Source organism: Bradyrhizobium sp. LLZ17, assembly GCF_041200145.1.
Classification (GTDB): domain Bacteria; phylum Pseudomonadota; class Alphaproteobacteria; order Rhizobiales; family Xanthobacteraceae; genus Bradyrhizobium.
Genome location: NZ_CP165734.1, coordinates 4,419,347 through 4,444,933, shown reverse-complemented (window position 1 = coordinate 4,444,933; position 25,587 = coordinate 4,419,347). Strand labels below are relative to the sequence as shown.

Here is a 25,587-nt window from a genome sequence, read left to right as displayed (position 1 = left end):
CCGCTCCCTTGTCGTCGGAGCAGAACTATTCAAGAGCCATGCCAGCTCGCCCTGCGGCGAGGGCGCGTGGAGTGCCGCTTCTCGGGGTAAAGCAGACGTATGCAGACCAGTTCGGCATTTCGCCTTCTGACCCATTCAAGTGTGGTCGCAATTCTCATTTGCCGCGAGCGTGATAAGGTCCGGGATTGTCCGTGCTCGACCACTCTTCTCTTCGGGAGAGATAAATGAATTTGCGAGTGATTTTTACCACATGCATAATTGCAGCTTTTGGATCGTCCATGATGCCCTTCGATGCGCTCGGCCAGAAACAATCGTTGAAAGAGCAACTGGTTGGTACGTGGATGCTGCTCTCTTGGGAGCAGAAGAAAGCTGACGGTAGCAAAGTCGAGCGTTACGGGACGAGCCCGACAGGCATGGCGATCTTTGACGCGGGCGGAAAATACATCATAACAGTGATGCAATCAGATCGGTCCAAATACGCCAGTAACGCGCTATGGCAGGCTACCCCTGAAGAAAACAAAGAAACGGCGGACGGCACGATCACTTACTTCGGGACTTATTCGCTGCGAGAGGCAGAGAGCAGCATCGCAATACATGTCGAAAGGCAGTTCCTTTCCAAACTGGAATGGCACGGACCAGAAGCGCTTTTTCACCATTGCTGGCGACCAGCTGACATTGACCGTTCGTCCACCGGGTGGAGACGTAGTGGACGTGGTTTGGAAGCGAGCAAACTGATCGGTTTGTCAGCTTGTGGCCCGTTAACCGGCCCGCCGAGGCGAACCGGCCATCTCCGGTTTCGAAGGCAAACGGACCTGCTTTCCTTCGCGCGTCTGATCGGATTTACGGGACACGCTCCTAGCTCACCGTTTCCATTTGCTCGAACGCCTTGCGGCCTTCGGTGCGGATCAGGTCGAGGCAGTCGCGCTTGAGGGCGAGATAGGCCGGATCGGTCAGGATGGCGCTCGAGCGCGGGCGGGGCAGGTTGACCGGAAGATCGCGCAGGATGCGGCCCGGCCCGGCGCTCATGATCAGCACACGATCGGACAGCAGAATGGCTTCGTCGATATCGTGCGTGACAAAAACGATGGTGGCGTTGATGCGGTCGCGCAGTTCGAGAAGATTGTCCTGCATCACCGCCCGGGTCTGCGCGTCCAGAGCGCCGAACGGTTCGTCCATCAGCAGGACACGCGGCTGGTTTGCCAGCGCGCGTGCAATCGCGACCCGCTGCTGCATGCCGCCCGACAGCGTGTGGGGGTAGGCGGCCGCGAATTTTGTCAGCCCGATCATGTCGATGAGCTGGTCCGCAATGCGCAGCGCCTCCGCTTTCGGCTTGCCGAGCGCGCGGGGCCCGTGAGCGATATTCCGCCGCACCGATTTCCACGGGAATAGATGCGGCTGCTGGAACACCATCCCGATATCCGCTCTCGGCGCCAGCATCTGCTTGCCAGCCACCGTCACCTGGCCTTCGAACGGCCGTTCGAGACCCGCCATCGCGTTCAAGAGCGTGGACTTGCCGCAGCCCGAGGGACCAACTAGCGAGACGAATTCGCCTGACGCCACGGCCAGTGACACCCGGTCTACCGCAATCAACTGGCCGCGCGGCACGTCGAAGACGATGCTGACATCCTCGACGCGGATGATCGGCTGAGATGTTGCCGAGGAAGGTGAGGGCGGAGCATCCACCAATCGCAGCGGTGGGGGCGGACGAAGCGGGTTGTGCATCATCGCCACCATACGGCCCGTTCGGCAATCGCCGCGAAGGAACGATCGGCCACGAATGAGAGCAGTCCGAGCGCGGCAAGTCCTCCCATGACCTGTCCGGTCTGCATATTCTGTTGCGCGATCTCGATCCGGTAGACGATGCCGGAAAACGCGCCGGCAAGCTCAGCGGCGACGAGCGTGTAAAAGGAGATGCTCACGGCGGTGCGCACACCGACGACGATGTAGGGTAGCGCGCCCAAAAGCACGACCTCGCCCAACATCTGCCGTCGGGGCGTGCCGAGCATCAGCGCAGCACGAATAAGGCCGCGGTCGACCTTCTGCACGCCGATATGGGTCGCGAGCCACACGGTGAAGAACACACCCCAGACGACCAGAAACAGTTTGCCCGTCTCCGACAGCCCGAACCACAGGATCACGATCGGCACAAAGGCGATTGGCGGGATCGGGCGAAGAATATGGAACAGGGGCGAGAGCAGGCTCGAGACCAGCCGGAACTGACCGGTCAGGACGCCCAGCAGGATTCCTCCGGCGGCACCGATCAGGAATCCCGCCGTGACGCGAAACAGGCTCGCGGCAAGATCGCCGAAGAATTGACCGCTATGGATCCAGTCCAGGACAGCAACAGCGACCGTCGAGGGCGGCGGAAACAGCACCGCATTGACGATCCGCAATCGTGCAATCAATTCCCAGACGCCGACGAAAGCCGGCACGGAGAGCACGCCGACAAGCACGCTCACGCGTCCGGCCGTATTGGAGCCGCTGCGTCCGCCGACGCTCATGGATTGGCCGACAATGTCACACGTGCGGCATCCAGCGCTTTCAGCGGCGCAGTCGCGATGATCTTGGAGAAATCGGGCATGACCGCCCCCGGCGGATGATTGCCGGTTTCAAGCCGCCAGCCGGCGTGCGTCTTCAGCGTCTCGAGCAGCTTGTCGTCGAGGCGCACGTGAAAGACGTAATCCGGCCAGATCGGCGCCAGGTCGTCGCGCTTCATGCCGGATGCAGTGGCAACAATGTCGATTGCTTCATCCGGATGCGCCTTGACCCAGCCCTCGGCTTCAATGAGAGCCGTCAGGAATTTGCCGACGATGGCGGGATTGGCGTCGAGATAGGACCGCATCACGACAATGTTGAAGCTCTCCGAGTAGAGCCCTTTGGTGTCGAGCGGGACGGCAGCCTCGCCGAGAGCCTTCTTTGCATTCGCTACATGCGGCTCCCAGGTATCGAACGCATCCAGACTCCCCGCCGCCAGCGCCGGCAGCATCTCCTGGGGGCGAAGATTGACCAGCGTCACGTCCTTGGCGGTGAGCCCCGCCGCCTTCAACAGGACCGACGTGTAGACCTCGCTGCCGGTCCCGGCCGTGAAGCCGATGCGCTTGCCGCGCAAATCGGCCTTCGTCCTGATCGCGGCGGAGCCGGCCGTCATTGTCTTCAGATCGGAGTATTCCATGCCGGCCACGAAGGCGATCGGCTGCTGGGCCATGGCGGCCGCGGTGACCGGGGCTTCGGCGGTCGTTGCGATGTCCGCGCCTCCGCCCACCACCGTGTCGAGGCACTGCTTTCCGCTGGTGAAATTCGAAACGGAGATATCGAGCCCCTGCTTGGCAAAGAGGCCGTTGGTCTTGGCGACGATCGCGAGGCCCGAAATCGGCGCGAGATTCTGTGCAAGCCGTGCCTTCAGCATCTCTTCGGCCCTGGCGCCGGAATTCAGGCTGCCGGCACACGCCGAGATCGCAAACAAGCCGATGCGAAGAGCTGTTGTCGAGCGCATGCGACCACCCCCGGAAATGTTGGCGGCCGCAGCGGCCAGCCTGTGATCGCCGAGGGTCGTCCGAAGGCCAGGCGCCGTGAAGCAATTAATCGACAAGCTCGCCCGTTGACGGCTATTTGCGCATCGCCATGTGCAGGAGGCCGTAATTTGAGCAACAGAGCGCTCCGGCCCGCCGTGAGCCCGCGGGCGGATCACAGGTCTGAGCTGATGCCCTAAGCCCGCGGCTTGGCTTCCGCGATGCCGCTGCCGTGCCGACGGCGGATGGTCCACACCGCCAATCCGATGACGACGGCCACGCCGATCACGCTGAGAATCCAGATGTGCTTGTACGGATGCCCGTGGTCCGGCACCCCGGCATATTCGTGCAGCGCCGACACCGCCAGCACGCCCGGCAGCACATGCGCAGGCGCCCACACCAAAATCGCCGGAATATTGATCGCGTAGAAGCGCGCAGGCGGCATGTCGAGCGCGCCGGCCGTAACCGGGACAAAGGCGCGGATCGGCGGCACGAAGCGGGCGAAGAACACCGCCCAGGTGCCGAAGCGGTGAAAGAAGCTTTCGCTCTCCGCGACCACGCGCGGATAATTGGTCAGCGGCCAGGTGTTGAGGATTTCGCGTTGTCTCTTGTGACCGATCCAATAGGCCGAGCCGTCACCCAGGACGGCGCCGAGCGCCGCTGCCAGCAGCACCCATTGCAGCTTGAGCTCGTCGCCGGGAACGAGCGCGCTCAGCGCCAGGATGATGGTCGAGCCCGGGACCACCGATCCCACCACCGGAACGGCTTCGAGGAGCGCTGCCAGGAACAGGGTCAGATAGGCCAGCCACGCATGGGCCGAAACGAACGAGATGAGGGGATCAAGGAATGACGTCACGTCGTCTCTGTGCTGGGCGGGGCCATTTGGGTTCAGACCCTACATAAGTAGTGGGGGGCGCCAAAAGTGCCATTCGCGTGGGCAGCGCCAGGCGTCCCGTATGATATTTCGGCATGATTCGCAGGGCAGCCTTCCCAAAATCGCGCTCCTTGCCTATCTAAATGAAAAGACAACGGAACTTTGATTGGGGCGCGGGCTTCTGCCCGCACGTTGTCTCTGATAGGTTCGCAGCCGCACCCAGCCGCAGCCAACGTGCAAATAACTGGTCTCGGGACCGCCCGGGGCCTCGGAGGATTGATGACGACCGCCGCCCTGTCCAAAGTTGAGGAAGTTTCCGGTCTGCCCGACATGAAAGTGTCGGTGCGCCAGGTCTTTGGGATCGATACCGATCTCGAAGTGCCGGCCTATTCCGAAGTCGATCCTCACGTCCCGGAAGTCGATGCCGACTACCGCTTCGACCGCGCTACCACGCTTGCCATTCTCGCCGGTTTCGCCAAAAACCGCCGCGTCATGGTGACCGGCTATCACGGCACCGGCAAATCCACCCATATCGAGCAGGTTGCGGCGCGCCTGAACTGGCCCTGCGTCCGCGTCAACCTCGACAGCCACATCAGCCGTATCGACCTCGTCGGCAAGGACTCGATCGTGGTCCGCGACGGCAAGCAGGTCACCGAATTCCGCGACGGCATCCTGCCCTGGGCGCTTCAGCACAACATCGCGCTGGTGTTCGACGAATACGACGCCGGCCGCCCCGACGTGATGTTCGTGATCCAGCGCGTGCTGGAAGTGTCCGGCCGCCTGACGCTGCTCGACCAGAACAAGGTGATCAAGCCGCACCCGGCGTTCCGCATGTTTTCGACCGCCAACACCGTCGGCCTCGGCGACACTTCGGGCCTCTATCACGGCACCCAGCAGATCAACCAGGGCCAGATGGACCGCTGGTCGATCGTCACGACGCTGAACTACCTCAGCCACGACGAGGAAGTGGAGATCGTGCTGGCCAAGGCCAAGCACTATCGCACCCAGGAGGGCCGCGACATCGTCAACAAGATGGTGCGGCTGGCCGATCTCTCGCGTAACGCGTTCGCCAATGGCGATCTGTCGACGGTGATGAGCCCGCGCACGGTGATCACCTGGGCGGAGAACGCCGACATCTTCGGCGATATCGGCTTCGCGTTCCGCGTCACCTTCCTCAACAAATGCGACGAGCTCGAGCGTCCGCTGGTCGCCGAGTTCTATCAGCGCTGCTTCAACGCGGAGCTGGCGGAATCGGCCGTCAACGTGGCGCTGAGCTGAGCCCTTGCGGTGTGTCGTCCCGGCGAAGGCCGGGACCCATACCGCGGGATGTCTCGATTGAATCGACGCGGGTCGTTTCTCCTGACGCAATGACTACCGGTGGTTATGGGTCCCGACCTTCGCCGGGACGACGGGTAAAGGCGACATGAGCACCACCTCCAACAGCAAATTCCGCAACACCAAGGAAGCCCCGACCGAGCCGTTCAAGCGGTCGGTGGCGTCGTGCCTCAAGGCGATCGCGAAGACGCCCGAGCTCGAGGTCAGCTTCGCGGCCGAGCGGCCGGGCCTTGCGCCCGGCAAGGCGCGGCTGCCCGAGCCCGCGCGCAAGATGACCAAGCGCGATGCCGCGATCGTGCGCGGCCACGCCGATTCCATCGCGCTGAAGCTCGCCTGTCACGATCCGAAGCTGCATCGCAAGCTGATGCCCGGCAATCCGCAGGCGCGCGGCGTGTTCGAGGCGGTCGAGCAGGCCCGCGTCGAGGCGATCGGCGCGCGCCGCATGGCTGGCGTTGCGAAAAACCTCACCGCGATGCTCGACGATCACTTCCATCGCGGCAAGTTCGACGAGATCACCGACCGCGCCGATGCGCCGCTGGCCGACGCGCTGGCGATGCTGGTGCGCGAGCGGCTGACCGGCATGGCGCCGCCGACGGCGGCCAGGAAGGTCGTCGATCTCTGGCGGCCCATTCTCGAAGACAAGATCGGCAAGCGGCTCGACCGGCTCGACGGCGTGGTCGAGGACCAGACCCGGTTCGGCGACGCCGTGCATGATCTGCTCTCGGCGCTCGAGCTCGGCGACGAGCGCAACGCCGACAGCGAGGACAACGACGAGAACGACGAGAACCGCGACGGCGACAACGACCAGTCCGGCGCCGAGGGTTCGCCCGATTCCGATGCCGCCCAGGAGATGAGCGCCGACCAGGCGCAGGCCTCGAGCGAGGAGATGAGCGAGAGCGCGATGGAAAGCGCGCAGGCCTCGACCTCCGATACCTTCGACGACGGCGAGCTCGGCGACGACGAGACCCCGGGCGAGGCGACGCGTCCGAATTCGCACGGCAAGAACGAGCCGCGCGGGCCGGAATATCACGCCTTTGCGCCGAAATTCGACGAGGTCATCGCCGCCGAGGATCTCTGCGACCATGACGAGCTGGAGCGGCTGCGCGCCTATCTCGACAAGCAGCTCGCGCATCTGCAAGGCATCGTCGCGCGTCTCGCCAACCGGCTGCAGCGGCGCTTGATGGCGCAGCAGAACCGCGCCTGGGAGTTCGACCTCGAAGAGGGCATTCTGGACCCTGCGCGGCTGTCGCGCGTGGTGACCGATCCCTATCACCCGCTGTCCTTCATGCACGAGAAGGAGGCGACGTTCCGCGACACCGTGGTGACGCTGCTGCTCGACAATTCCGGCTCGATGCGCGGGCGCCCGATCACGGTGGCGGCGACCTGCGCCGACATCCTCGCGCGCACGCTGGAGCGTTGCGGCGTCAAGGTCGAGATTCTCGGCTTCACCACCCGCGCCTGGAAGGGCGGGCAGTCGCGCGAGGCGTGGCTTGCCGCCGGCAAGCCGGCCAGTCCCGGCCGTCTCAACGATCTCCGCCACATCATCTACAAATCAGCCGACGCCCCATGGCGCCGTGCGCGCAAGAATCTCGGGCTGATGATGCGCGAGGGCCTGCTCAAGGAGAACATCGACGGCGAGGCGTTGGACTGGGCGCACAAGCGCCTGCTCGGTCGGCCCGAGCAGCGCAAGATCCTGATGATGATCTCCGACGGTGCGCCGGTCGACGATTCCACGCTGTCGGTCAATCCCGGCAATTATCTCGAGCGGCATCTGCGCCACATCATCGAGGAGATCGAGACCCGCTCGCCGGTCGAGCTGATCGCGATCGGCATCGGCCATGACGTCACGCGCTATTATCGCCGCGCGGTGACGATCGTGGACGCGGAAGAACTCGGCGGCGCCATCACCGAGAAGCTCGCCGAACTCTTCAGCGAGACCAACACGGCGCCGAGCCAGCCGGCGAACCGCCCGCGACGCAAACTGCATTCGTGAGCACGCAACAATCCCGCCGCAGCTTTCTCGGCCATGCGGCGGCGGGATTTTCCACTCTCTTGACGCCTCGGTTGGCACAGGCGCAAACGGCGTCGAAGCCGGCGCTTGTCGAGCATGCCGTCACCGCGCCGGTCGGCATTGACGTCAACGCGCGGGCAATTCCGGATTTCGAGCCGCGCGATCGTGCGCGGACGCGCTTCGGCTCGCTGCAATATCGCAGCGGTCTCGTGTTGACCTCGCCGCATCGCGGCTTCGGCGGCCTGTCCGGCTTCCGCTTCCTCGACAGCAAGGGCGAGCGCTTCCTCGCGTTGTCCGACCAGGGCAGCTGGTTCACCGGCAGCATCCGCTATTCCGGCGGCAGGATGGTCGGGCTCGACGACGTCGAGGCCGCACCCATGCTCAATGCCGAGGGGCGGCCGATCACCGAGAAACGGCTCTGGTACGACACCGAGTCGCTCGCGCGCGACGGCGATGTCGTCTATGTCGGGCTCGAGCGCGTCAACCAGATCATGCGGTTCGATTTGTCGAAGGGCGGCATCCGCGCGCGCGGCGAGGTGCTGCCGACGCCGCCGGCTTTGCGCAAGCTCCCCTACAACAAGGGGCTCGAGGCGCTGGTGTTCGTCCCAAAAGGCCAGCCGCTCGCGGGCACGCTGATCGCGCTGTCGGAAGGCGGCTTCGATGCCGACGGCAATCTGATCGGATTCTTGATCGGCGGCCCGTCGCCGGGCCAGTTCAGCATCCGCCGCACCGAGCAGCAGTTCATCAGCGACGCGGTGCTGCTGCCGTCCGGCGAGCTTCTGATTCTCGAACGCAAATTCTCCTGGTTCACCGGCATCAACATCCGCATCCGCTCGATCCCGCTGAACGCGATCGCGCCGGGCGCGCTGGTCGACGGGCCCGTGCTGTTCAACGCCGATCTCGGCCACGAGGTCGACAACATGGAAGGCATCGACGCCCACGTCACGGCCGAGGGCGAGACCGTGCTGACAATGGTCTCGGACGACAATTTCTCCCTGCTCCAGCGCACCCTGCTGCTGCAGTTCACGCTAGTGGAGTGATCGTCGTCCCGGCGAAGGCCGGGACCCCCGCGCGAGCGCCCTTGCGCTCGTCGCGATACCCCAGGGAGACGTTTGGCGAAGATTTGTCGTTCGGGATCGGCACCATCCGCCATCGACAGACCTCGCGGTATGGGTCCTGGCTTTCGCCAGGACGACGGCGGAGTGTGTGGCCTTGCGCCAAAGCCGCACCGCAATGCATCCCGCCGCGAGCCGCCATGTCGGTCGCGCGGCTGGCAATCGGCGCGTCGCTCACTACACTCTCTCCAACTCCCGCCCTCCCATCTCCGGAACTCCCCGCATGAGCGCCCTGTTTTCCCCGATCAAGCTGCGCGGCCTGACGCTGAAGAATCGTGTCGTGGTGTCGCCGATGTGCCAGTATTCGGCCGACGACGGCGTCGCCAATGACTGGCATTTCACCCACATCAACAATCTCGCGCTGTCGGGCGCGGCGATGTTCTGCATCGAGGCGACCCATGTCGAGGCGATCGGCCGCATCACGCCGGGCTGCCTCGGGCTCTACAGCGATGCCTGCGAGGCGGCGCTGAAGCAGATCCTCACCTCCGTACGAAAACATTCCTCCACCGCGATCGGAATGCAGCTCGCGCATGCGGGCCGCAAAGCGTCGAGCGCGCGGCCCTGGGACGGCGGGCAGCAGATTCCGGTGAGTGAAGGCGGCTGGCAGGCGGTGGCGCCATCGGCGCTGCCGCACAAGGAGGGCGAGGCCGCGCCGCTCGCGCTCGACGCCGCCGGGCTGACGCGCATCCGCGATGCCTTCGTCGACAGCGCGACGCGGGCGATGCGGATCGGCATCGACGCCATCGAGCTGCACGGCGCGCACGGCTATCTCCTGCATCAGTTCCTCTCGCCGATCTCCAACAGGCGCACCGACGAATATGGCGGCTCGCTTGAGAACCGCATGCGCTTTCCGCTCGAGGTGTTCGACGCGGTGCGCGCCGTGGTCCCGCACGACAAGCCGGTCGGCATGCGGGTGTCGTCGACCGATTGGGTCGAGGGCGGCTGGGACCTGGCGCAGACCATCGCCTTCGCCAGGGCGCTCAAGGCGCGCGGCGTCGACTGGATCGATGCCTCGTCCGGCGGCGTCTCGCCGCTGCAGAAGATCGCGCTCGGGCCCGGCTACCAGGTGCAGTTCGCGGACGCCATCAAGCGCGAGACGGGATTGCCGACCATCGCCGTCGGCCTGATCACGGACGCCAGGCAGGCGGAAGAGATCGTGGCGAGCGGCAAGGCCGACATGGTCGCGCTCGCCCGCGGCATGCTCTACGACCCGCGCTGGGGCTGGCACGCCGCGGCCGAACTCGGCGGCCAGGTCGAAGCCCCGCCGCAATACTGGCGCTCGCAGCCCTCGACGCAGAAGGAGCTGTTCGGCAAGACCACGTTTGGGGCACGGTGAGGGATGTGAGTGCGGCGCGAGCCAAACTCCGCTGTCGTCCCGGCGAAGGCCGGGACCCATACCGCGTGATCTATCGATTGCGGGCCGTAGGCGTACCGAACGACGAGTCTTCGTCAAACCACTCCCTGTGGTTATGGGTCCCGGCCTTCGCCGGGACGACGGCTGAGAATGTAGCATGACCACGCCGCCCCTCACGCATCCGTAACTCCCCTCAGCTTCCACCGGCGGCAAAACAGGCCTAACCTGTTGCGCATCAGACGCCGCGGGAGGCCCGCCATGCGATTTCGTTTCCGGAAAGCGGCCCATGTGCTGGAGCGGATCGGCCTTGCGATGGCCGGGGCCGCGTGCGGGCTGTTCGTCGGCGCCCATGTCGGCTCGGCGATCCCGCAGCTCACCACGCAAGGCTTTCTGATGCTGATGATGCTGCTCGGCGTCGTCGGCTTCTATATCGGCATCGACACGCCGCAGCTTCCGTTCGACGAAGCGCACAGCCGGATCGACGCCGCGGAATTGCTGAGCTCCGCCGGCACCTTCCTCGCAACGATTGCCTCACTCGCCTCCGTCGCCGTTATCGTGCTGCGGCTCGAGCCGCACAGCGCGCTGACCTGGCTCGTGCTGCTGGCCTGGATCGCGGGAGTAGCCATGCAGATCATCGCCGGCGCGAAAGCCCGGATGCGGAAGTAGCCTGCTTACCCTCCCCTGAAGGGGAGGGTCGATCGCGCGGAGCGCGAGCGGGGTGGGGTGATCTCTCCACTCGGGCACTGTTGGATGCGGAGAGACCGTCACCCCACCCCGTCTCACATTCCGCTACGCTTCATGTGAGCCGACCCACGAGCGAGCTACGCTCGTCTCGGACCCCTCCAGGGGAGGGTAAGCAATCGCGCCCGCTAAAACACCACGCCGATCCTGGTCCCGCGCTTCCACGCGATGCGGCAGCGTTTCTTGGTGTTGACGTGCAGCAGCTCGAAGCGGTCGGGGATCTTCACCTGGCCGCCGAGATCGACGCAGGCGCCGCCGGCGGAATAGTCGATCAGCGTGCACGGGATCACCGGCGCGCGCGGGTCGGTGATGATCTTGGCCTGGCGGGACACCAGGCCGACGGGTTTCACCCGTGTATGTCGGCGCGGATGCATTGGCACTCTCCTCCAACTCCGCGACTGGCGGCGGTGAGTTCCAATGATGCACGAAAGATGATGCGATACGGCTAAGGTCGCGGTGAGAATTTTAACGAAATGTGACGGCGCGCGAGGAAAGCCGAGGTAGCCGGGTGGGGGCTAGCCCCTCTCCCCCTGTGGGAGAGGGTGGATCGCCGCGTAGCGGCGAGACGGGTGAGGGGTTCTCTCCGCAATCACATCTCTTGCTGCTGAACTCGCTGAAGCAAACCCCTCATCCGGCGCTTCGCGCCACCTTCTCCCACAAGGGGAGAAGGGAAGGCCACCTCACCCCGTCACAACTTCCGCCGGCACCTCGCCCACCTCCACCCCCGGCGCCACCGGCATCGGCACCGTCACATAATCCTTCGGCAGATTCACCGGCCGATACGCCGGCTCCACCGCCATCCGCTTCAGCACGCTCTCATGCACATGCGCGCCGTCGGGAATGACGCGCGGTTCGCAGTCGGGGATGTAGAAGCCGAGCACCACCTTGCGGTCCGGCCATTCCTTGTAGCTCGCGCTCTTCGGCAGATATTCCAGCAGGCGCCAGGCCGCGCTCATGGAATCGTGCAGCGCGCCCGCCGTGCCAGTGTAGCACGGCGCGACGTAACTGAATGGGCTGTTCCTGCGCTGGATGCCCCAGGCCAGCTGGTTCACCGTGCGCGGGTTGAAGTTGAGGCCGGCCTTGGTCGCCTCCTCGATCATCCAGAGCAGCGGATATTTCGAGTCCCCGCTCTCGGCCTCCGGATAGCCGCCGCCGACGTCGCAATGCACGCCGGCGAACCACACCTGGAGAATGTCCTGCGGCACCTTCTTCTCGTCGGGCACGTAGCGGTGGCTCCAGAACTCCTGCGGCTCCTCATACTCTTTGAGGCGGAACATGCAGCGCCGCTCGTCGATCGCGATCGCCTGCCGGAAGATGTTGACGCTGGGATTGCGCAGCGTGAAGGCGAGCTCCTCCAGGCTGAACACGTAGAAGAAATTGTCGCGCCGCGGCACGATCACGCTCGCCACGGTGTCCCAGACGCCGATGAAGTGGATGGTCGGCCAGCGCGTCGAGGTGATGCGCGCGAATTGCGCGGCGAGGTCGAACGGGTCCTTCGGCAGCGGCCCGTCGGCGTCGACGGCGATATCCTTGAGGTCCTCGATGTCGTTGCCGCGCCCGGTGCCGGAATATTGCTTGTAGGCGACCAGCCCTGAGCCCGCGAGATTGACCTGCTCCGGCGAGATCAGCCCGATCTTGTGGATCAGCCCCGCCAGCACCCGCACCGTGTAGGCGCCGCGCGAAAAACCGAACAGATAGATCTTGTCGCCGGGCGCGTAATGCTCGACCAGGAAGCGATAGGCCGCGAGCACATTGTCGTCGAGCCCGTAGCCGGTGGCGAGCCCCAGCACCAGATTGATATCGGCCTTCCAGCGATTCCACGTCGACGGCTCCGTCACCGTGCCGACGCCGGGATCATAGAACACCATCTGCCGCGGCTGCGTCTTCTCGGTCTTGCGCAGGCAGCGATACAGCTTCAGGACGTTGGAGATGTTCTCCGAGATCTCGTTGCCGGTGCCATCGCAGCAGACAACGAGATTCTTCGCGCTCGCGTGCTCATGCTCCACAGGATGACCCCTCCCGCTGATGCTACCGGGGCGAGTATAGCCCAGAACTGCGGCGGGGAGGAGATGGTGCGAGTCCGCTTACCCTCCCCTGGAGGGGAGGGGTCGATCGCGCAGCGCGAGCGGGGTGGGGTGATCTCTCAACACGGGCAGTGTGGATGCGGAGAGACCGTCACCCCACCCCGTCTCACATTCCGCTACGCTTCATGTGAGCCGACCCTCCCCCTCCAGGGGAGGGTAAGCGTCCCGCCCGCTACTTCTTCTTCGCCGGGCCGAAATCCGGCTGCCAGCCGGCTTCCTTGCGGCTGGGTGCGGCGGCGATCACCTTGGTCTTGTCTTTTTTCGGTTTCTTGGTTTCGCGATTGCTGCGTTGCTGTCCCTTGGCCACGACGTCGCTCTCCTGATTGAAGGGTTGGACTTCGCGAAATTTGCTCTGCTTGAACCACACACCTGTGCTGCGCCGTCGCGCGACAGCGGCCGGCCGCAGCGCGGCAGAACAAGCGGCGGAACGTCGGCGTGCGGCACGATCCACTCCGAGGCGCGGTGATCGAGACAAGCCTACGCCCGCGCCCCGCCGAACGCGAGCGCTAAAAAGCCGCGCGCGCGAGCTGCGGCATTGCGGCTCAAGTGCCGGGTCGCGCTGACATAAAGCTGGCTATTGCCGGGCAACCGGCGCATGGTCGCTCGTAGCTGGCGTCGGTTGGGGCCCCTTCTTTGCGAAAGGCAGGCGTGCATGTCCATCCGCTCGCGGCGAGAAACCATCACCTTCAAGCATCCCTTCCATATCCGCGGCATCGCGCGTGAATTGCCGGCCGGCGCCTATGAGGTCGTCACCGACGAGGAGATGATCGAAGGCCTGTCGTTCGCGTCCTATCGCCGCGTCGCCACCATGATCACGGTGCCCGCCGAGGGCGTGCGCGGTGCGATGGAGATGCTGTCGATCGGCTCGGTCGATCTTGCCGATGCCCAACGCCTGGACGCGAGCGCCGCCACATGAGTGAATATCCCGTCGATCTCGACAAGCATCGCGGCATGGCCGCCCAGAAGGCGACCGACCTGCGCCGCGCGCTGGCCGAGGTCGAGGCCCAGGTCAGGAGCTGCGCGAGCGCGAGGCCGATCTCGAAAACCGCATGATGACGGTGCCCGCCGCCTCCTGGCCCGAGGCCGCCGTCAAGGCGCGCCATCTGCTCAACCTCTACGCCGCCAGCCTCCCAGCCGAAGACACCCGCCACCGCGCCCTCGTCACCGCGCTGTTCGACGATTTCGCCAGACTAGGCGCCGAGAGCTGAAGACGGGCCGCGGGCTCGGTCTCTGCCTCTCCCGCTTGCGGGAGAGGCCGATGCGCTCCGGGCGATGCGGAGCATCGTCCCGAGCGCAGCGGGTGAGGGCTCTCTCCTCATCGGGAGTGTCGCCTGCGGCGGCCGCTCCACGAAACCAATCGCAAAGGACCACCCCCATGACCCTCACCACCACCCGCTTCATCGGCCACGAGCAAGACCGCGGCATCGTCCAGTTCTCGATGCAGGACGGCACGAAGGAGATCGCCTGCGCGATCTCGACCTCCGCCATGGACGACCTCGAGCGCGGCCCGCGCGCGAGGCCGAGCGAGCGCGAAGCCCAGTTCACCCGCCTGCGCGAGCGCATCGAGGCCTGCGTGGAACGGAAGTATCAGGCCACCGAGTTCGAGGGGACGCCGCCCGGGATCGTGCTGCGGAGCATTGATTTTCGGGGGTAGGGGGAGGCCGGTGCGACCGCACACATGGCGGGCTCCAGAGGTCTACCTGAGGGAGCATGCCAACCGCATGCACCAAGGGCAGGATTTCTAACCGGGTTGAGGAGATGCATCGATCACAATCTCTCCGCCGAGTGCACCCACCAACAGCGCAATCCACTCGTCATTGTAGGTGTAATCCTTGTGAGCTGCGTGATAGATGCAATACCCTCGGTTCGTCTTCTCTGGAGCTTTGGATCCCTTCAGAGGTCGCGCTTTGTGCTTCTGCCAAGCTCTAGTGTGGTCGGCCATTGAAAATGGCTTTGATGTCGCATCTCGTACAATCTTTACGACGTCCGCTGGCTTATATCGATACAGCTCATCTGCGATCTTAAACTTTTGTAGAACATTTTGAATGGTCTTTCCCTCGGCGGAATCGGGGCTCAGAAATTGGATATGGGCTTTTCCTTTTGAAGCGCTATCGAACGTGTAAACTCGCCAACCAATCACAATGCCGTCTTCCAAATAGATGCGATTCCGAAATCGGTTCTTACCGGTCTGGCCGTACTTCCACGTTTCCTTACTGCGCGCACGTATGATCTCGCGTCCGATGTCCGACGGGCGGCCCAGGGATTCAGTTAGCTGTTCTGCCGTCATCCCTTGCCATACCTCGCGAGCCATGATTTGAGCGGCTTCGTGGGGGCCGTATTTCTTTGTCAAATAGCGTCGCCGCCAAACGTGGCGAACAATCTTGAGGCCGACGAAGGCTCCGATGACAAGAGCAAGCCCTACGATCAACGAGGATCCCTCATTAGAGGCGACGGCTGACCTTTGAGAGTCGTAGGAACTTGTCGTGGAAATAGTTGAGGTGTTTTCCGTAGCGGTCTCTGAGCGCGCTTGAGTTGGGCTCGAGGAGATAGAATTGGAGATTTGGGGCGCGGGAATTTGTTCGGAGCTCGAGGCGACGATCTTGCCCAGCGCAGTGATGCGGGATCTCGTAGAGTCGAGAATGCATGACCAGGTCGAGGTACCTACGACGGATGAGCAGGCCGTGTCCCGTTGTGTCAGCCAGTTTCGTTGGCTTTCTAGTAGACCTTGGCGATCTTTGGAGACTCTCAATGCTTGTAGATAGGTGCGCCCCATGACCGCGTCCCGTTGAGCTAAGGTGGTGTCGCTGGATATGGCGCGCTCCATGGGGGATTTGGCCGCTCGACAGTCGAAGCTTGGATTGGGTTGAGTCGCCGGCGCCTGTTGGGGCGAGATTGTGGATCGTGCTTCCGGCAGGATGCCGGTCTCTAAGCAGTCAACGCGTCGGTCTACGTCTGTGATCGCTAGACAGTGGTGTGCGACGGCGTTCTGGTTTTGTGAAATGGCACTACTGCTGAGCGCGGTGAAGAGCGTCGCTCCCCCGATAACTGAACGCACAATTGCGTGGTGTCGCAGTCTGCCCGTGGCCAGCCCCCGCCTAGCAACTATTGCTTGTAGTTCGGTCTACCTTATCCAAAGGGAGGCGTTGCGACATATGCTATTTTCGTACCTTCAAAACAAAAACGGCCGGATCTTCCGATCCGGCCGCTACACAAAACTCTACTCGGCTAAGCCTACGCCACGCGACGCAACCTAGCCCCCGCCCAAGTCGAAAATCTCAGCTCGCCTTCTTCTCCGGCGCGGGAGAAGGGCCGACCTTCTTCTGGATGGCGCGCTTCAGCTCGAGGGCGCGGGGCGACAGGGTGTCGGCCTTGGCCTTGAGCATGTAGGCGTCGAGGCCGCCATTGTGGTCGACGCTCTTGACCGCGTTGGTGGAGACGCGCAGGCGCACGTTGCGGCCCAGCGCTTCGCTGATGAAGGTCACGTTGACCAGGTTCGGCAGGAAGCGGCGCTTGGTCTTGATGTTGGAGTGGCTGACCTTGTGGCCGACTAGGGGGCCCTTGGCCGTCAGTTCGCAGCGGCGAGACATGTCAAAATCCTCTATCTTTCCCCCCAACGATGTGCGGCCGCCATCCGGGGCGCCACGGGGGCAAATTCTCTGTCCTTGCAGGGAGCGGCGGACGTATAGGGGGGAAGCGGCGGGACGTCAAGACGACGGGCCTTTTTCCGCCGTCGGCGCAGAGATCTCAGGCCTCATATCAGGTGTCATCGCCCGGCTTGACCGGGCGATCCAGTATTCCAGAGACCGCGCGGCTGGAAGCGAGACGCCGCGGCGTACTGGATGCCCCGCCTTCGCGGGGCATGACAGCGGAATATGTCGATGGAGATCCCGTTCCTCATCACCAAAACGGCAGTGTTTAAAACCGCTTACCATCACATAAAGGGCGTAATCGGCCGTGAAAAGTGCGCCCAAGTTCCGTAAGGCCTTTGGCCCGGACACCGGGCCTTGCGCCCGGACGCATTGCTTCCTGTGATTTTTGGCTTACCTAGCAAACTGACGTCCACTGGATGGCTTCGTGCACACCCTGACCCCTCATCTGCCCCGGCTGCGGTCCGCTGGCCGGCTGGCCCTGGCGGCCCTTTTCGGGCTCGTTGTGGCTTGGGGGGCGAAGCCGGCGGCGGCGCAGGGCAAGCTCGAGGCGCAGTATGAGGCGACGCTGGCAGGCATTCCCGTCGGCAAGGGCGCCTGGACCATCGACATCCAGGAGGACGTGTTCTCGGCCGCGGCCTCCGGCGGCACCTCGGGCCTGCTGAAAACCATCGCCAACGGATCCGGCACCGGCGCCTCGCAGGGGCGCGTCGTCAACGGCGCGCTGGTGGCGACCGCCTATCAGGCCACCACCACCACCTCGAAGAAGACCGAAGAGATCCACATCACGCTCGACAAGGGCAATGTGAAGGAGTTCGGCATCGTGCCGGAGCCGCCGGTCGATGCCGACCGCATCGTCGTCACCGAGGCGCATCGCCGCGGCGTCTGGGATCCGATGACGGCCTCGCTGCTGCGCGTGCCGGGCACCGGCGACGTGCTGACGCCCGACGCCTGCCACAGCAGCGCCGCCGTGTTCGACGGCCGCATGCGCTACGAGCTCAAGCTCGATTTCAAGCGCATGGAAAGCGTCAAGGCGGAAAAGGGCTATCACGGCCCGGTCGTGGTCTGCTCGCTGTTCTTCGTGCCGGTCGCCGGCTACATCCCCGACCGCCCCGTGATCAAATACCTTGCCGCCCAGCGCAACATCGAGATCGCCTTCGCGCCCGTCGCCGGCACCCGCATCCTGGTGCCGTTCTGGCTGAAAGTGCCGACCCCGCTCGGCCCCGCCATGCTGGAAGCCACCAGCTTCATCACCGTCCCCCAGCCGCCCCGGCTCGCGAAGACGCAGTAGGGGGCGTCCTCTCTCTTACCCTCCCCTGGAGGGGAGGGTCGATCGCGCGCAGCGCGAGCGGGGTGGGGTGATCTCTCCTCTTGGGCAGGTGCCCGCGTGGAGAGATCACCCCACCCCGTCGCTCGTTTCGCTACGCTCAACGAGCGCCGACCCTCCCCCTCCAGGGGAGGGTACGAAAGTGTTCTGTTTCAACAACTTACCTACTGTGCATGGGGTTGTTTTCGCCCTTTTTGCTTTGGCCGGCCCCGCATCTCCGAATCCATTTGACTCCTCCCCGATTCTGATTCGACTCCGCGCCGTCCCCAGCTTTAACGAATCCGCCCTCGCAACGCCGCTTGTGCGGCGGCGCAAAACTCCATCTAGTGCAGCAAACAGAGGGTCCCGCGACATGTTGCGTGAACGGAACGGGACTCTCCTGGGAGTCAGCGATTCGGCCGCGATTCGTTCCCACCTCGTTCCGAAGCTTAAGACCAGCGGGAAAAGCGTCGCAAAGTGAGACAGTTGCGCGAGGATTGGGGAAGCGGCTCCCACACCCAATGTGTCATCGCCCGGCTTGACCGGGCGATCCAGTACGCCGAGACGGCCGTGGTTGAGCGGAGAGGTCGCGGCGTACTGGATGCCCCGGTCGAGCCGGGGCATGACAGCGGAGAAAGCGAGGCAAGGGTGATTCCAGCCCCTTCGGCGCCCCCCGCCCCAAACAGCACTGACATTCGCCCCAATCGCCATTACCTAATCCCCCAGATGCCCTTTTCTTCTTCCCCCTTCGCCTCCGAGCGCGCCCCTGGCGCTGGCGTCACTGCGGTGCTCGGGCCCACCAACACCGGCAAGACCCATCTGGCCATCGAACGGATGCTCGCGCATTCCTCGGGCATGATCGGGCTGCCGCTGCGGCTGCTCGCGCGCGAGGTCTACAACAAGATCGCCGATCGGGCCGGCCCCGAAGCCGTCGCGCTGATCACCGGCGAGGAGAAGATCAAGCCGAAATCGCCGCGCTACTGGGTCTCGACCGTCGAGGCGATGCCGCGGGATCTCGACGTCTCCTTCCTCGCCGTCGACGAGGTCCAGATCGCCTCCGATCTCGAACGCGGCCACGTCTTCACCGACCGCATCCTCAACCGCCGCGGCCGCGACGAGACGCTGCTGCTGGGCGCCGCGACCATGCGTCCGATCATCGAGCGGCTCTTGCCCGGCGTCTCCATGATCACCAGGCCGCGGCTGTCGCAGCTCGAATTCGCCGGCGACCGCAAGATCACGCGCCAGCCGCGGCGCACCGCGATCGTGGCGTTCTCCGCCGACGAGGTCTACGCCATCGCCGAGCTGATCCGCCGCCAGCATGGCGGCGCCGCCGTCGTGCTCGGCTCGCTGTCGCCGCGCACGCGCAATGCGCAGGTGGCGATGTTCCAGAACGGCGACGTCGACTACCTCGTCGCCACCGATGCCGTCGGCATGGGCCTCAATCTCGACGTCGACCACGTCGCCTTTGCCTCCGACCGCAAGTTCGACGGCTACCAGTTCCGCCGCCTGACGCCGGTCGAATTCGCGCAGATCGCCGGCCGCGCCGGCCGCGCCACCCGCAACGGCACGTTCGGCACCACGGGCCGCTGCGGCCCGTTCGAGCCCGAGCTGGTCAATGCGCTCCAGAACCACACCTTCGATCCCGTGAAGGTGCTGCAATGGCGCAATTCGAAGCTGGATTTCTCCTCGCTCGGCGCGCTCCAGGTCTCCCTGAACCTGGCCCCCGGCCACGAGGCGCTGACGCGGGCGCCGATCGCGGAAGACATGCGCGTGCTCGACCACGCCGCCCGCGACGTCGAGGTGCGCGATGTCGCGCATGGCAAGCAAGCGGTGGAACGGCTGTGGGAAGCCTGCCAGGTCCCGGACTACAGAAAGCTGTCGCCGGCCGCCCATGCCGAGCTCGTCACCACGCTGTACGGCTTCCTGATGCAAAAGGGCCGCATTCCCGATGCCTGGATTGCGACCCAGATCGACCAGGCCAACCGCACCGACGGCGACATCGACACGCTGTCGGCCCGGATCGCGCAGGTCCGCACCTGGACCTTCGTTGCCAACCGGCCGGACTGGCTCGCCGACCCCGAACATTGGCAGGGGATCGCGCGGGAGGTCGAAAATAAATTATCGGATGCGCTCCATGAACGCTTGACTGAGCGTTTCGTTGATCGCCGGACCAGTGTATTGATGCGCCGCCTGCGGGAGAACACGAGCTTGAATACGGAAATCGGCAAGACCGGCGAAGTCATCGTCGAAGGCCATGTCATCGGCCGCCTCGATGGCTTCACCTTTGCACCGGATGCGGCGGAAGCTGGCTCCGATGCGAAAGCCTTGCAGGCTGCCGCCCAAGCGGTGCTCGCCGGCGAGATCAACGCGCGCGCCGAGAAACTCGGCAACGCGCCCGACGATCAGTTCGTGCTGACCTCGGACGGCACCATCCGCTGGACCGGCGACGCCGTGGCGCGACTGACCGCCGCGGACGAGGCGCTGCATCCGCGCATCCGCATCATCTCCGACGAGCGCCTGACCGGCGCGCCGCGCGAGAAGGTGCAGGCCCGGCTCGACCTCTGGCTCAAGACCCATATCGAAAAGCTGCTCGGGCCGATGTTCGAGCTCAGCAAGGCCGAGGACGTCACCGGCATTGCGCGCGGCATCGCCTATCAGCTGGTCGAGGCGCTCGGCGTGCTCGAGCGTCCCAGGATCGCCAACGAGCTGAAGGACCTCGACCAGGCCTCGCGCGCGACCTTGCGTAAATACGGCGTCCGCTTCGGCGCCTATCACCTTTATTTCCCCGGCCTGCTCAAGCCCGCCGCGCGTGCGCTCGCAGCGCTGCTGTGGGCGCTGAAGCAGGACAATGTCGATCTCTCGGCACTGTCGGGCGCGCAGCATCTGGCAAGCTCGGGTCGCACTTCTTTCCCGGTCGACAAGCAGCTGCCGCGCGATGCCTATCGCGTGCTCGGCTACAAGCAGGCTGGCGAGCGCGCCGTGCGCGTCGACATTCTGGAGCGTCTTGCCGATTTGATTCGTCCGGCGCTGGCGTGGCGCGAAAACGCGTCCGGTGAGAAGCCCGCCGGCGCGTTCGACGGCCGCGGCTTTGTCGTGACCCAGGCGATGACCTCGCTGACGGGATCCGCGGGCGAGGATTTCGCCTCGGTGCTGCGCGCGCTCGGCTATCGCATGGAGAAGCGCGCGCCGCTGCCGCCGAAGCCGGTCGTCGCGGATGCCGCTGCCGCGGAGACGCCGCCCGCGGAGGCGAGCGTCGAGACTTCGGCAGAGGCGGCCGTCACCGAGACTCCGGCGACCGACACTCCCGTTGAGACCGCCGCAGCGCCCGTGGAGGCCGCGATCGAAGCCGTCGCCGAGCCGGTCACCGTCGAAGACGCACCCGGCCTGGAGCAGCATGACGAGCCGGCCGAAGAGGCCGCGCCTGCGCTGGAAGCCCTGCCTGAAACGCCTGTGACGCCTGAAGATGCGCCCGGCATCGCTCCGCCGGAAGAAGCCGTTGCACCCGCCGAGGCGGCTCCAGCCGAAGCATTGGCGACCGAAGCTGCTGCATCAGCCGATGCCGCCGCGCCTGCGGAAGCGGCTGCGCCCGCCGAGCCCGAACTCATCGAGGTCTGGCGTCCCGGCGGCCGTCACGAGGATCGCAAGCCGCGCCACGAGCGCCATCGCCACCAGCGTCACAACAACCAGCCGCGTCCGCAAGCTGGCGCTGAAGCAGGCGCCGTGCCTGCCGAAGGCGAAGCGGCGCAGGCAGCCGACGGCGAGAAGCGCGGCGAGCAGCGGCATCGCCATGGCGGCCATCGTCGCGATGGCAGCAGGGATTTCCGCAAGCCGCGCGAAAATGGCGCCGAAGGCGCGCCGCGTCCCGAGGGACGCGACGACAAGAACCGCCGGTTTGAGGGCAAGGATCGCGACAACAAGGATCGCGATCGCAACAAGGGCAAGTTCGGCGGCGATCGCGACAAGGGCCGCGACAATCGCGGCCGCGACCGCGACAAGGGCCGTGACCGCCAGGGCGGCCCGTCGCTGCGTCCCTACGCCTCGAGCGCGAACCCGCGTGAGCGCGATCGTCCGGTCGATCCGAACTCGCCCTTCGCCAAGCTCGCCGCGCTGAAGGAGCAGCTGGCGGGGCGCAAGGAATAGCCAAGAGGAACAACGCCCACGACCGAACGGCAGCGGCTCGACAAATGGCTATGGCATGCGCGGGTGGTGAAGGCGCGCACCTCGGCGGCTGAGCTCGTGGAGTCCGGCCACGTCCGCATCAACGGGGTGCGCGAGAAATCGCCCGGGCATGCGGTCAAGATCGGCGACGTGCTGACGATTGCGCTCGATCGCAGCGTACGCGTCTTGAAAGTCGCCGCCTTCAACGAGCGCCGCGGCGATGCGTCATCGGCGCGCGTGCTCTACGAAGAGGTCTCCGAACGCAAAGAGTAATTAATTGCGCAAGACGTTCATTTCTTGGCCGATCAAACGCGGAAAGCCGTCATGATCGGAGCTTCCCGACCTTGCAGCGCCGGGCCATCCGCGCTACGCAAGCCGCGACTTTTAAAAGAGCTTTTCGGAGCGTTGGATGACTTACGTCGTCACTGAAGCCTGCATCAAGTGCAAGTACACCGACTGCGTCGAGGTCTGCCCGGTCGACTGTTTCTACGAGGGCGAGAACATGCTCGTCATCCATCCTGACGAGTGCATCGACTGCGGCGTGTGCGAGCCGGAATGTCCCGCCGACGCCATCAAGCCGGACACGGAACCGGGCCTGGAAAAGTGGCTCCAGGTCAACGCCGACTATGCCAAGAGCTGGCCGAACATCACCCAGAAGAAAGAATCACCCGAGGACGCCAAGGAATTCGACGGCCAGGAGGGCAAGTTCGAGAAATATTTCTCTCCGAACCCTGGCTCGGGAGACTAATTCGGGGCCAAACTTAACCCTGTTAGCTTCAAACGCGCCGAAAACCAGCCCTTACAACCCCTAAATCATTGATTTTTGCGGGAAATGTGCTATATTGGGCACATTGAGCTGAACCCCGTCAGCCCCCTTGGCCCCTCTGGGTTCCCGTGAAACCAAATGTCGAACAGGGGCGTGGCAGTTTCCGCGCGCAGGCTGTGTCACAGAAAACGCGTAAAAAGAGTGCTTCTGCAAAGGCTTCTCATAAGGAGGCCAAGAAAGTCGCCGCGGCCAGCCGTAGCGCATCCAAGGGCCGTGCCGCGACCAAGGCTCCGGCTGCAAAGTCCTCCAAGAACAAAAGAAGCGCAATGCCTAACAAGACTGCCAAAACTGCCGCGAAAGCGACCGTTTCCAAGCCTGCTGCTGCGAAGCCTGCTGTCAAGGCTCCCGCGGCCAAGCCTGCTGCTGCCAAGGCTCCCGCTGCCAAGCCCGTTGCTGCAAAGGCGCCCGTTGCTGCCGCTCCTGCCAAGGCCCCCGTTGTTGCTGCGAAGCCGGCCGTGAAGGCCGCTGCACCGGCGCCGAAGGTCGAGGAAAAGAAGGTCGTGACCCAGCGCCAGGGCTTCAAGGCCAATGAATTCGTGGTCTATCCCGCTCACGGCGTCGGCCAGATCCTGGCGATCGAGGAGCAGGAGATCGCCGGTGCGAAGCTCGAGCTGTTCGTCATCAACTTCATCAAGGACAAGATGACGCTGCGCGTTCCGACCGCCAAGGTCGCCAATGTCGGCATGCGCAAGCTGTCCGACCCGGCGCTGGTGAAGAAGGCGCTCGAAACGCTGAAGGGCCGTGCCCGCGTCAAGCGCACCATGTGGTCGCGTCGCGCCCAGGAATACGAAGCAAAGATCAATTCGGGCGACATCGTCGCGATCGCGGAAGTCGTGCGCGACCTCTATCGCTCCGAGTCGCAGCCCGAGCAGTCCTACTCGGAACGCCAGCTCTATGAAGCGGCGCTCGATCGTCTCTCCCGCGAGATCGCGGTGGTGCAGCACTCGACCGAGACCGAAGCGGTCAAGGAAATCGAGGCGCAGCTTGCCAAGAGCCCGCGCCGCACCGGTGCCAAGACCGAAGCCGCTGACGGCGAGGCGGATGCCGAGGGCGAGACCGACGAGACCGATGGCGACGGCACTGCCGTTGCCGACGAGGCCGCGTAAGCGCCTCTCCCGTCCAACAAATCAAAAGCCCGGCCGATTGGCCGGGCTTTTTGTTTGGACGCGTGATGCCGCGGCGGTCGAGCGTCGTCTACAGCGTCGCGCGCGGCTGGGCCCAGATCGCGATCGGCCGCTCGAGACCGCGGATCGCTTGGGGATCCAGGGCGACCAACGACGCAAATGTTTCGGCTGTGCCGCCGAGCTCCAGCCTGGCGCGACTGACGAGATCGTTGCTTGCCACCAACGCGCAATCGAGCGTGCGCGTCAGTGCTTCGAGACGGCTTGCGGCATTGACGGTCGCGCCGATCACGGCAAATTCCAGACAGGTGTGCCCGATATCGCCGAGCACCACCGGCCCGTAGTGCAGGCCAAAGCTGACGCGCATCGGTGGCTCGGCGGAGGCTGTTCGCCGCGCGTTCCAGCGGTCCGCGGCCGCGATCATGGCCTGGGCGCAGCGCAACGCGTTGCTGGCGTCGCGCGCGCCCGCGAAGGGCGTGCCGAATGTCGCCATCAATCCATCGCCCAGATATTTGTCCAACGTGCCGTCGTGCCGGAAAACCTCCTGCTCCATCAATCCGTGGAATTCGCGCAACGTCCGCACCACTTCCTCCGGGGTGCGCACATCGGCGAAGGCGGTGAAGCCGACGATGTCCACGAACAGCACCGCGACGTCTTGCGTGCGCACCTGCTTCAAGGGCTCGTCGTGCTTCGACAATTCCGCGACGACATTGGGCGAGAAGTAGCGCGCCAGATTGCCGCGTTCCCGTTCCACCGCGGCGTGCCGGATCAGCAAATCATTGCTGCGGCGAGTCGCGAGCGCCAGCGTCAAAGCCACGATCATGAACACGACGAGTTCCTGGATGCGGAGGCCGAATCCGATCGCAGCAGGCGAGATCAGCGCGAACAGCCTGTGATCGCTCCCCACCGCCTCTGCAATGCGGGCGGTCAATGCGGGGTCGCGATCAGGCTGCCACCACACCCAGGCAACGCCGATCACCCAAAGCGCCGCGGTCCATGTTCCGACCGCAACCACGGTTCGCCAGGAATAGGCCAGCGTGGCGCCCGAGAGCAGCACGAAGAAGTAGATGAAGTTGCCGAAATGGTATTGCATCGCCATTGGCCAGTGCGTCGTAACGAATGGGTTCGGGACGAGGATGACGAATGTGAGCAGCGCCAGGTCGCAGAACATAAGCGCCAGTTCGGCCCGCGACACGCCGAGCCGCCCCACCCTGACCTGGGCCCAGCCGATCAGTGCGAACATGCCGAGCAACGCCACGTAATAGAGTTGCTCCCAAACCGGGTTGATGGCCAGCAGCAGGCAGGCGATGACGGCGAGAGCGACATAGCGCGCCTGGACGGCCAGTCGTAGGCCCTCCTTCTTGCCGGCTTCGAGTGCCGCCTGTGCAAACTGAACGGTTTCGGTGTCGCGTTCGCTGCGCGCACGCGCCAGCGCGGCAGACGAGTCGAGGCGCTCGATCAGCATTGTCACGCGGCGATCTCCTCAGTTGGACCGTTGCAGCAGAG

Annotated in this window: 22 protein-coding genes and 3 pseudogenes; 14 read left to right on the top strand and 11 right to left on the bottom strand. The window is 64.6% G+C overall.

The annotated features are described in order from the left end of the window. The first annotated feature begins 224 nt into the window (after window positions 1-224). Window positions 225-929 (top strand): lipocalin-like domain-containing protein, encoded by a 705-nt coding sequence (locus tag AB8Z38_RS21425; RefSeq protein WP_369719815.1) that lies wholly within the window; start codon window positions 225-227, stop codon window positions 927-929. Here the strand turns inward: AB8Z38_RS21425 and AB8Z38_RS21420 are convergent. The 4 genes from AB8Z38_RS21420 to AB8Z38_RS21405 all read right to left on the bottom strand — a co-directional run bounded on the left by AB8Z38_RS21420 (window position 856) and on the right by AB8Z38_RS21405 (window position 4,365). Then, window positions 856-1,734, bottom strand: coding sequence for an ABC transporter ATP-binding protein (locus AB8Z38_RS21420; protein ID WP_369719814.1), 879 nt, complete (start codon window positions 1,732-1,734; stop codon window positions 856-858). The genes AB8Z38_RS21425 and AB8Z38_RS21420 overlap by 74 nt on opposite strands. Then, window positions 1,722-2,459, bottom strand: a complete 738-nt coding sequence (locus AB8Z38_RS21415) for an ABC transporter permease (RefSeq protein WP_369719813.1) — start codon at window positions 2,457-2,459, stop codon at window positions 1,722-1,724. Before AB8Z38_RS21415 ends, AB8Z38_RS21420 begins: the two co-directional genes overlap by 13 nt. Window positions 2,460-2,497: 38 nt before the next feature. Next, the gene (locus AB8Z38_RS21410) at window positions 2,498-3,493 is read right to left on the bottom strand and encodes an NrtA/SsuA/CpmA family ABC transporter substrate-binding protein (RefSeq protein WP_369719812.1); all 996 of its coding nucleotides are present in this window, start codon (window positions 3,491-3,493) and stop codon (window positions 2,498-2,500) included. 212 nt (window positions 3,494-3,705) lie between these two features. Continuing rightward, window positions 3,706-4,365 carry a DedA family protein gene (locus tag AB8Z38_RS21405; RefSeq protein WP_369719811.1) on the bottom strand — a complete coding sequence of 220 codons (660 nt, stop codon included), beginning with the start codon at window positions 4,363-4,365 and terminating at the stop codon, window positions 3,706-3,708. Between the two features lie 297 nt (window positions 4,366-4,662). Here AB8Z38_RS21405 and cobS point away from each other — a divergent pair, with 297 nt between their 5' ends. The 5 genes from cobS (at window position 4,663) to AB8Z38_RS21380 (ending at window position 10,864) form a co-directional block, all read left to right on the top strand. Then, window positions 4,663-5,661, top strand: coding sequence for a cobaltochelatase subunit CobS (cobS, locus tag AB8Z38_RS21400; protein WP_369719810.1), 999 nt, complete (start codon window positions 4,663-4,665; stop codon window positions 5,659-5,661). A 145-nt stretch (window positions 5,662-5,806) separates the two neighbouring features. Next, complete coding sequence (cobT, locus tag AB8Z38_RS21395; RefSeq protein ID WP_369719809.1) at window positions 5,807-7,711, top strand: cobaltochelatase subunit CobT; 1,905 nt, start codon at window positions 5,807-5,809, stop codon at window positions 7,709-7,711. Further along, window positions 7,708-8,769 (top strand): esterase-like activity of phytase family protein, encoded by a 1,062-nt coding sequence (locus AB8Z38_RS21390; protein WP_369719808.1) that lies wholly within the window; start codon window positions 7,708-7,710, stop codon window positions 8,767-8,769. Before cobT ends, AB8Z38_RS21390 begins: the two co-directional genes overlap by 4 nt. Window positions 8,770-9,067: 298 nt before the next feature. After that, window positions 9,068-10,180, top strand: a complete 1,113-nt coding sequence (locus AB8Z38_RS21385) for an NADH:flavin oxidoreductase/NADH oxidase (protein ID WP_369719807.1) — start codon at window positions 9,068-9,070, stop codon at window positions 10,178-10,180. A gap of 276 nt (window positions 10,181-10,456) precedes the next feature. Next, the gene (locus AB8Z38_RS21380) at window positions 10,457-10,864 is read left to right on the top strand and encodes a hypothetical protein (protein WP_369719806.1); all 408 of its coding nucleotides are present in this window, start codon (window positions 10,457-10,459) and stop codon (window positions 10,862-10,864) included. Between the two features lie 203 nt (window positions 10,865-11,067). On the opposite strand, the gene AB8Z38_RS21375 is transcribed toward AB8Z38_RS21380, so the two are convergent. The 3 genes from AB8Z38_RS21375 to AB8Z38_RS21365 all read right to left on the bottom strand — a co-directional run bounded on the left by AB8Z38_RS21375 (window position 11,068) and on the right by AB8Z38_RS21365 (window position 13,330). After that, the gene (locus tag AB8Z38_RS21375; protein WP_369719805.1) at window positions 11,068-11,313 is read right to left on the bottom strand and encodes a PilZ domain-containing protein; all 246 of its coding nucleotides are present in this window, start codon (window positions 11,311-11,313) and stop codon (window positions 11,068-11,070) included. Between the two features lie 306 nt (window positions 11,314-11,619). After that, entirely contained in the window at window positions 11,620-12,945 is a 1,326-nt protein-coding gene (locus AB8Z38_RS21370) for a DUF2235 domain-containing protein (protein ID WP_369719804.1), read from the bottom strand. A gap of 250 nt (window positions 12,946-13,195) precedes the next feature. Continuing rightward, the gene (locus AB8Z38_RS21365) at window positions 13,196-13,330 is read right to left on the bottom strand and encodes a hypothetical protein (RefSeq protein ID WP_369719803.1); all 135 of its coding nucleotides are present in this window, start codon (window positions 13,328-13,330) and stop codon (window positions 13,196-13,198) included. A 345-nt stretch (window positions 13,331-13,675) separates the two neighbouring features. Here AB8Z38_RS21365 and AB8Z38_RS21360 point away from each other — a divergent pair, with 345 nt between their 5' ends. The 3 genes and pseudogenes from AB8Z38_RS21360 (at window position 13,676) to AB8Z38_RS21350 (ending at window position 14,677) form a co-directional block, all read left to right on the top strand. Then, window positions 13,676-13,939 (top strand): hypothetical protein, encoded by a 264-nt coding sequence (locus AB8Z38_RS21360; protein WP_369719802.1) that lies wholly within the window; start codon window positions 13,676-13,678, stop codon window positions 13,937-13,939. After that, window positions 13,936-14,231, top strand: a pseudogene (locus AB8Z38_RS21355) (hypothetical protein). The gene AB8Z38_RS21360 and the pseudogene AB8Z38_RS21355 overlap by 4 nt, the downstream one beginning before the upstream one ends. Window positions 14,232-14,398: 167 nt before the next feature. Next, complete coding sequence (locus AB8Z38_RS21350; RefSeq protein ID WP_369719801.1) at window positions 14,399-14,677, top strand: DUF1488 family protein; 279 nt, start codon at window positions 14,399-14,401, stop codon at window positions 14,675-14,677. 87 nt (window positions 14,678-14,764) lie between these two features. Here the strand turns inward: AB8Z38_RS21350 and AB8Z38_RS21345 are convergent, their stop codons facing one another. The 3 genes and pseudogenes from AB8Z38_RS21345 to rpmB form a co-directional block, all read right to left on the bottom strand. Continuing rightward, the gene (locus tag AB8Z38_RS21345; protein WP_369726801.1) at window positions 14,765-15,451 is read right to left on the bottom strand and encodes a hypothetical protein; all 687 of its coding nucleotides are present in this window, start codon (window positions 15,449-15,451) and stop codon (window positions 14,765-14,767) included. 189 nt (window positions 15,452-15,640) lie between these two features. Beyond that, window positions 15,641-16,078 (bottom strand): annotated as a pseudogene (locus AB8Z38_RS21340) (lysozyme inhibitor LprI family protein); the annotation flags it as partial. A 220-nt stretch (window positions 16,079-16,298) separates the two neighbouring features. Continuing rightward, window positions 16,299-16,610: a 50S ribosomal protein L28 gene (gene rpmB / locus AB8Z38_RS21335; RefSeq protein ID WP_369719800.1), complete on the bottom strand. Its 312-nt coding sequence runs from the start codon at window positions 16,608-16,610 to the stop codon at window positions 16,299-16,301. A 541-nt stretch (window positions 16,611-17,151) separates the two neighbouring features. Here rpmB and AB8Z38_RS21330 point away from each other — a divergent pair. The 5 genes and pseudogenes from AB8Z38_RS21330 (at window position 17,152) to AB8Z38_RS21310 (ending at window position 24,066) form a co-directional block, all read left to right on the top strand. Beyond that, entirely contained in the window at window positions 17,152-17,961 is an 810-nt protein-coding gene (locus AB8Z38_RS21330; protein WP_369726564.1) for a DUF3108 domain-containing protein, read from the top strand. A gap of 741 nt (window positions 17,962-18,702) precedes the next feature. Beyond that, the gene (locus tag AB8Z38_RS21325; RefSeq protein WP_369719799.1) at window positions 18,703-22,116 is read left to right on the top strand and encodes a helicase-related protein; all 3,414 of its coding nucleotides are present in this window, start codon (window positions 18,703-18,705) and stop codon (window positions 22,114-22,116) included. 24 nt (window positions 22,117-22,140) lie between these two features. After that, window positions 22,141-22,407, top strand: a pseudogene (locus AB8Z38_RS21320) (RNA-binding S4 domain-containing protein); the annotation flags it as partial. Between the two features lie 136 nt (window positions 22,408-22,543). Beyond that, complete coding sequence (gene fdxA, locus AB8Z38_RS21315; RefSeq protein ID WP_369719798.1) at window positions 22,544-22,882, top strand: ferredoxin FdxA; 339 nt, start codon at window positions 22,544-22,546, stop codon at window positions 22,880-22,882. Window positions 22,883-23,226: 344 nt separating this feature from the next. Next, window positions 23,227-24,066 carry a CarD family transcriptional regulator gene (locus AB8Z38_RS21310; protein WP_369719797.1) on the top strand — a complete coding sequence of 280 codons (840 nt, stop codon included), beginning with the start codon at window positions 23,227-23,229 and terminating at the stop codon, window positions 24,064-24,066. A gap of 88 nt (window positions 24,067-24,154) precedes the next feature. On the opposite strand, the gene AB8Z38_RS21305 is transcribed toward AB8Z38_RS21310, so the two are convergent. Next, a complete protein-coding gene (locus tag AB8Z38_RS21305) occupies window positions 24,155-25,546 on the bottom strand; it encodes an adenylate/guanylate cyclase domain-containing protein (protein WP_369726563.1) in 1,392 nt (463 codons plus the stop codon). Window positions 25,547-25,587 lie beyond the last annotated feature (41 nt).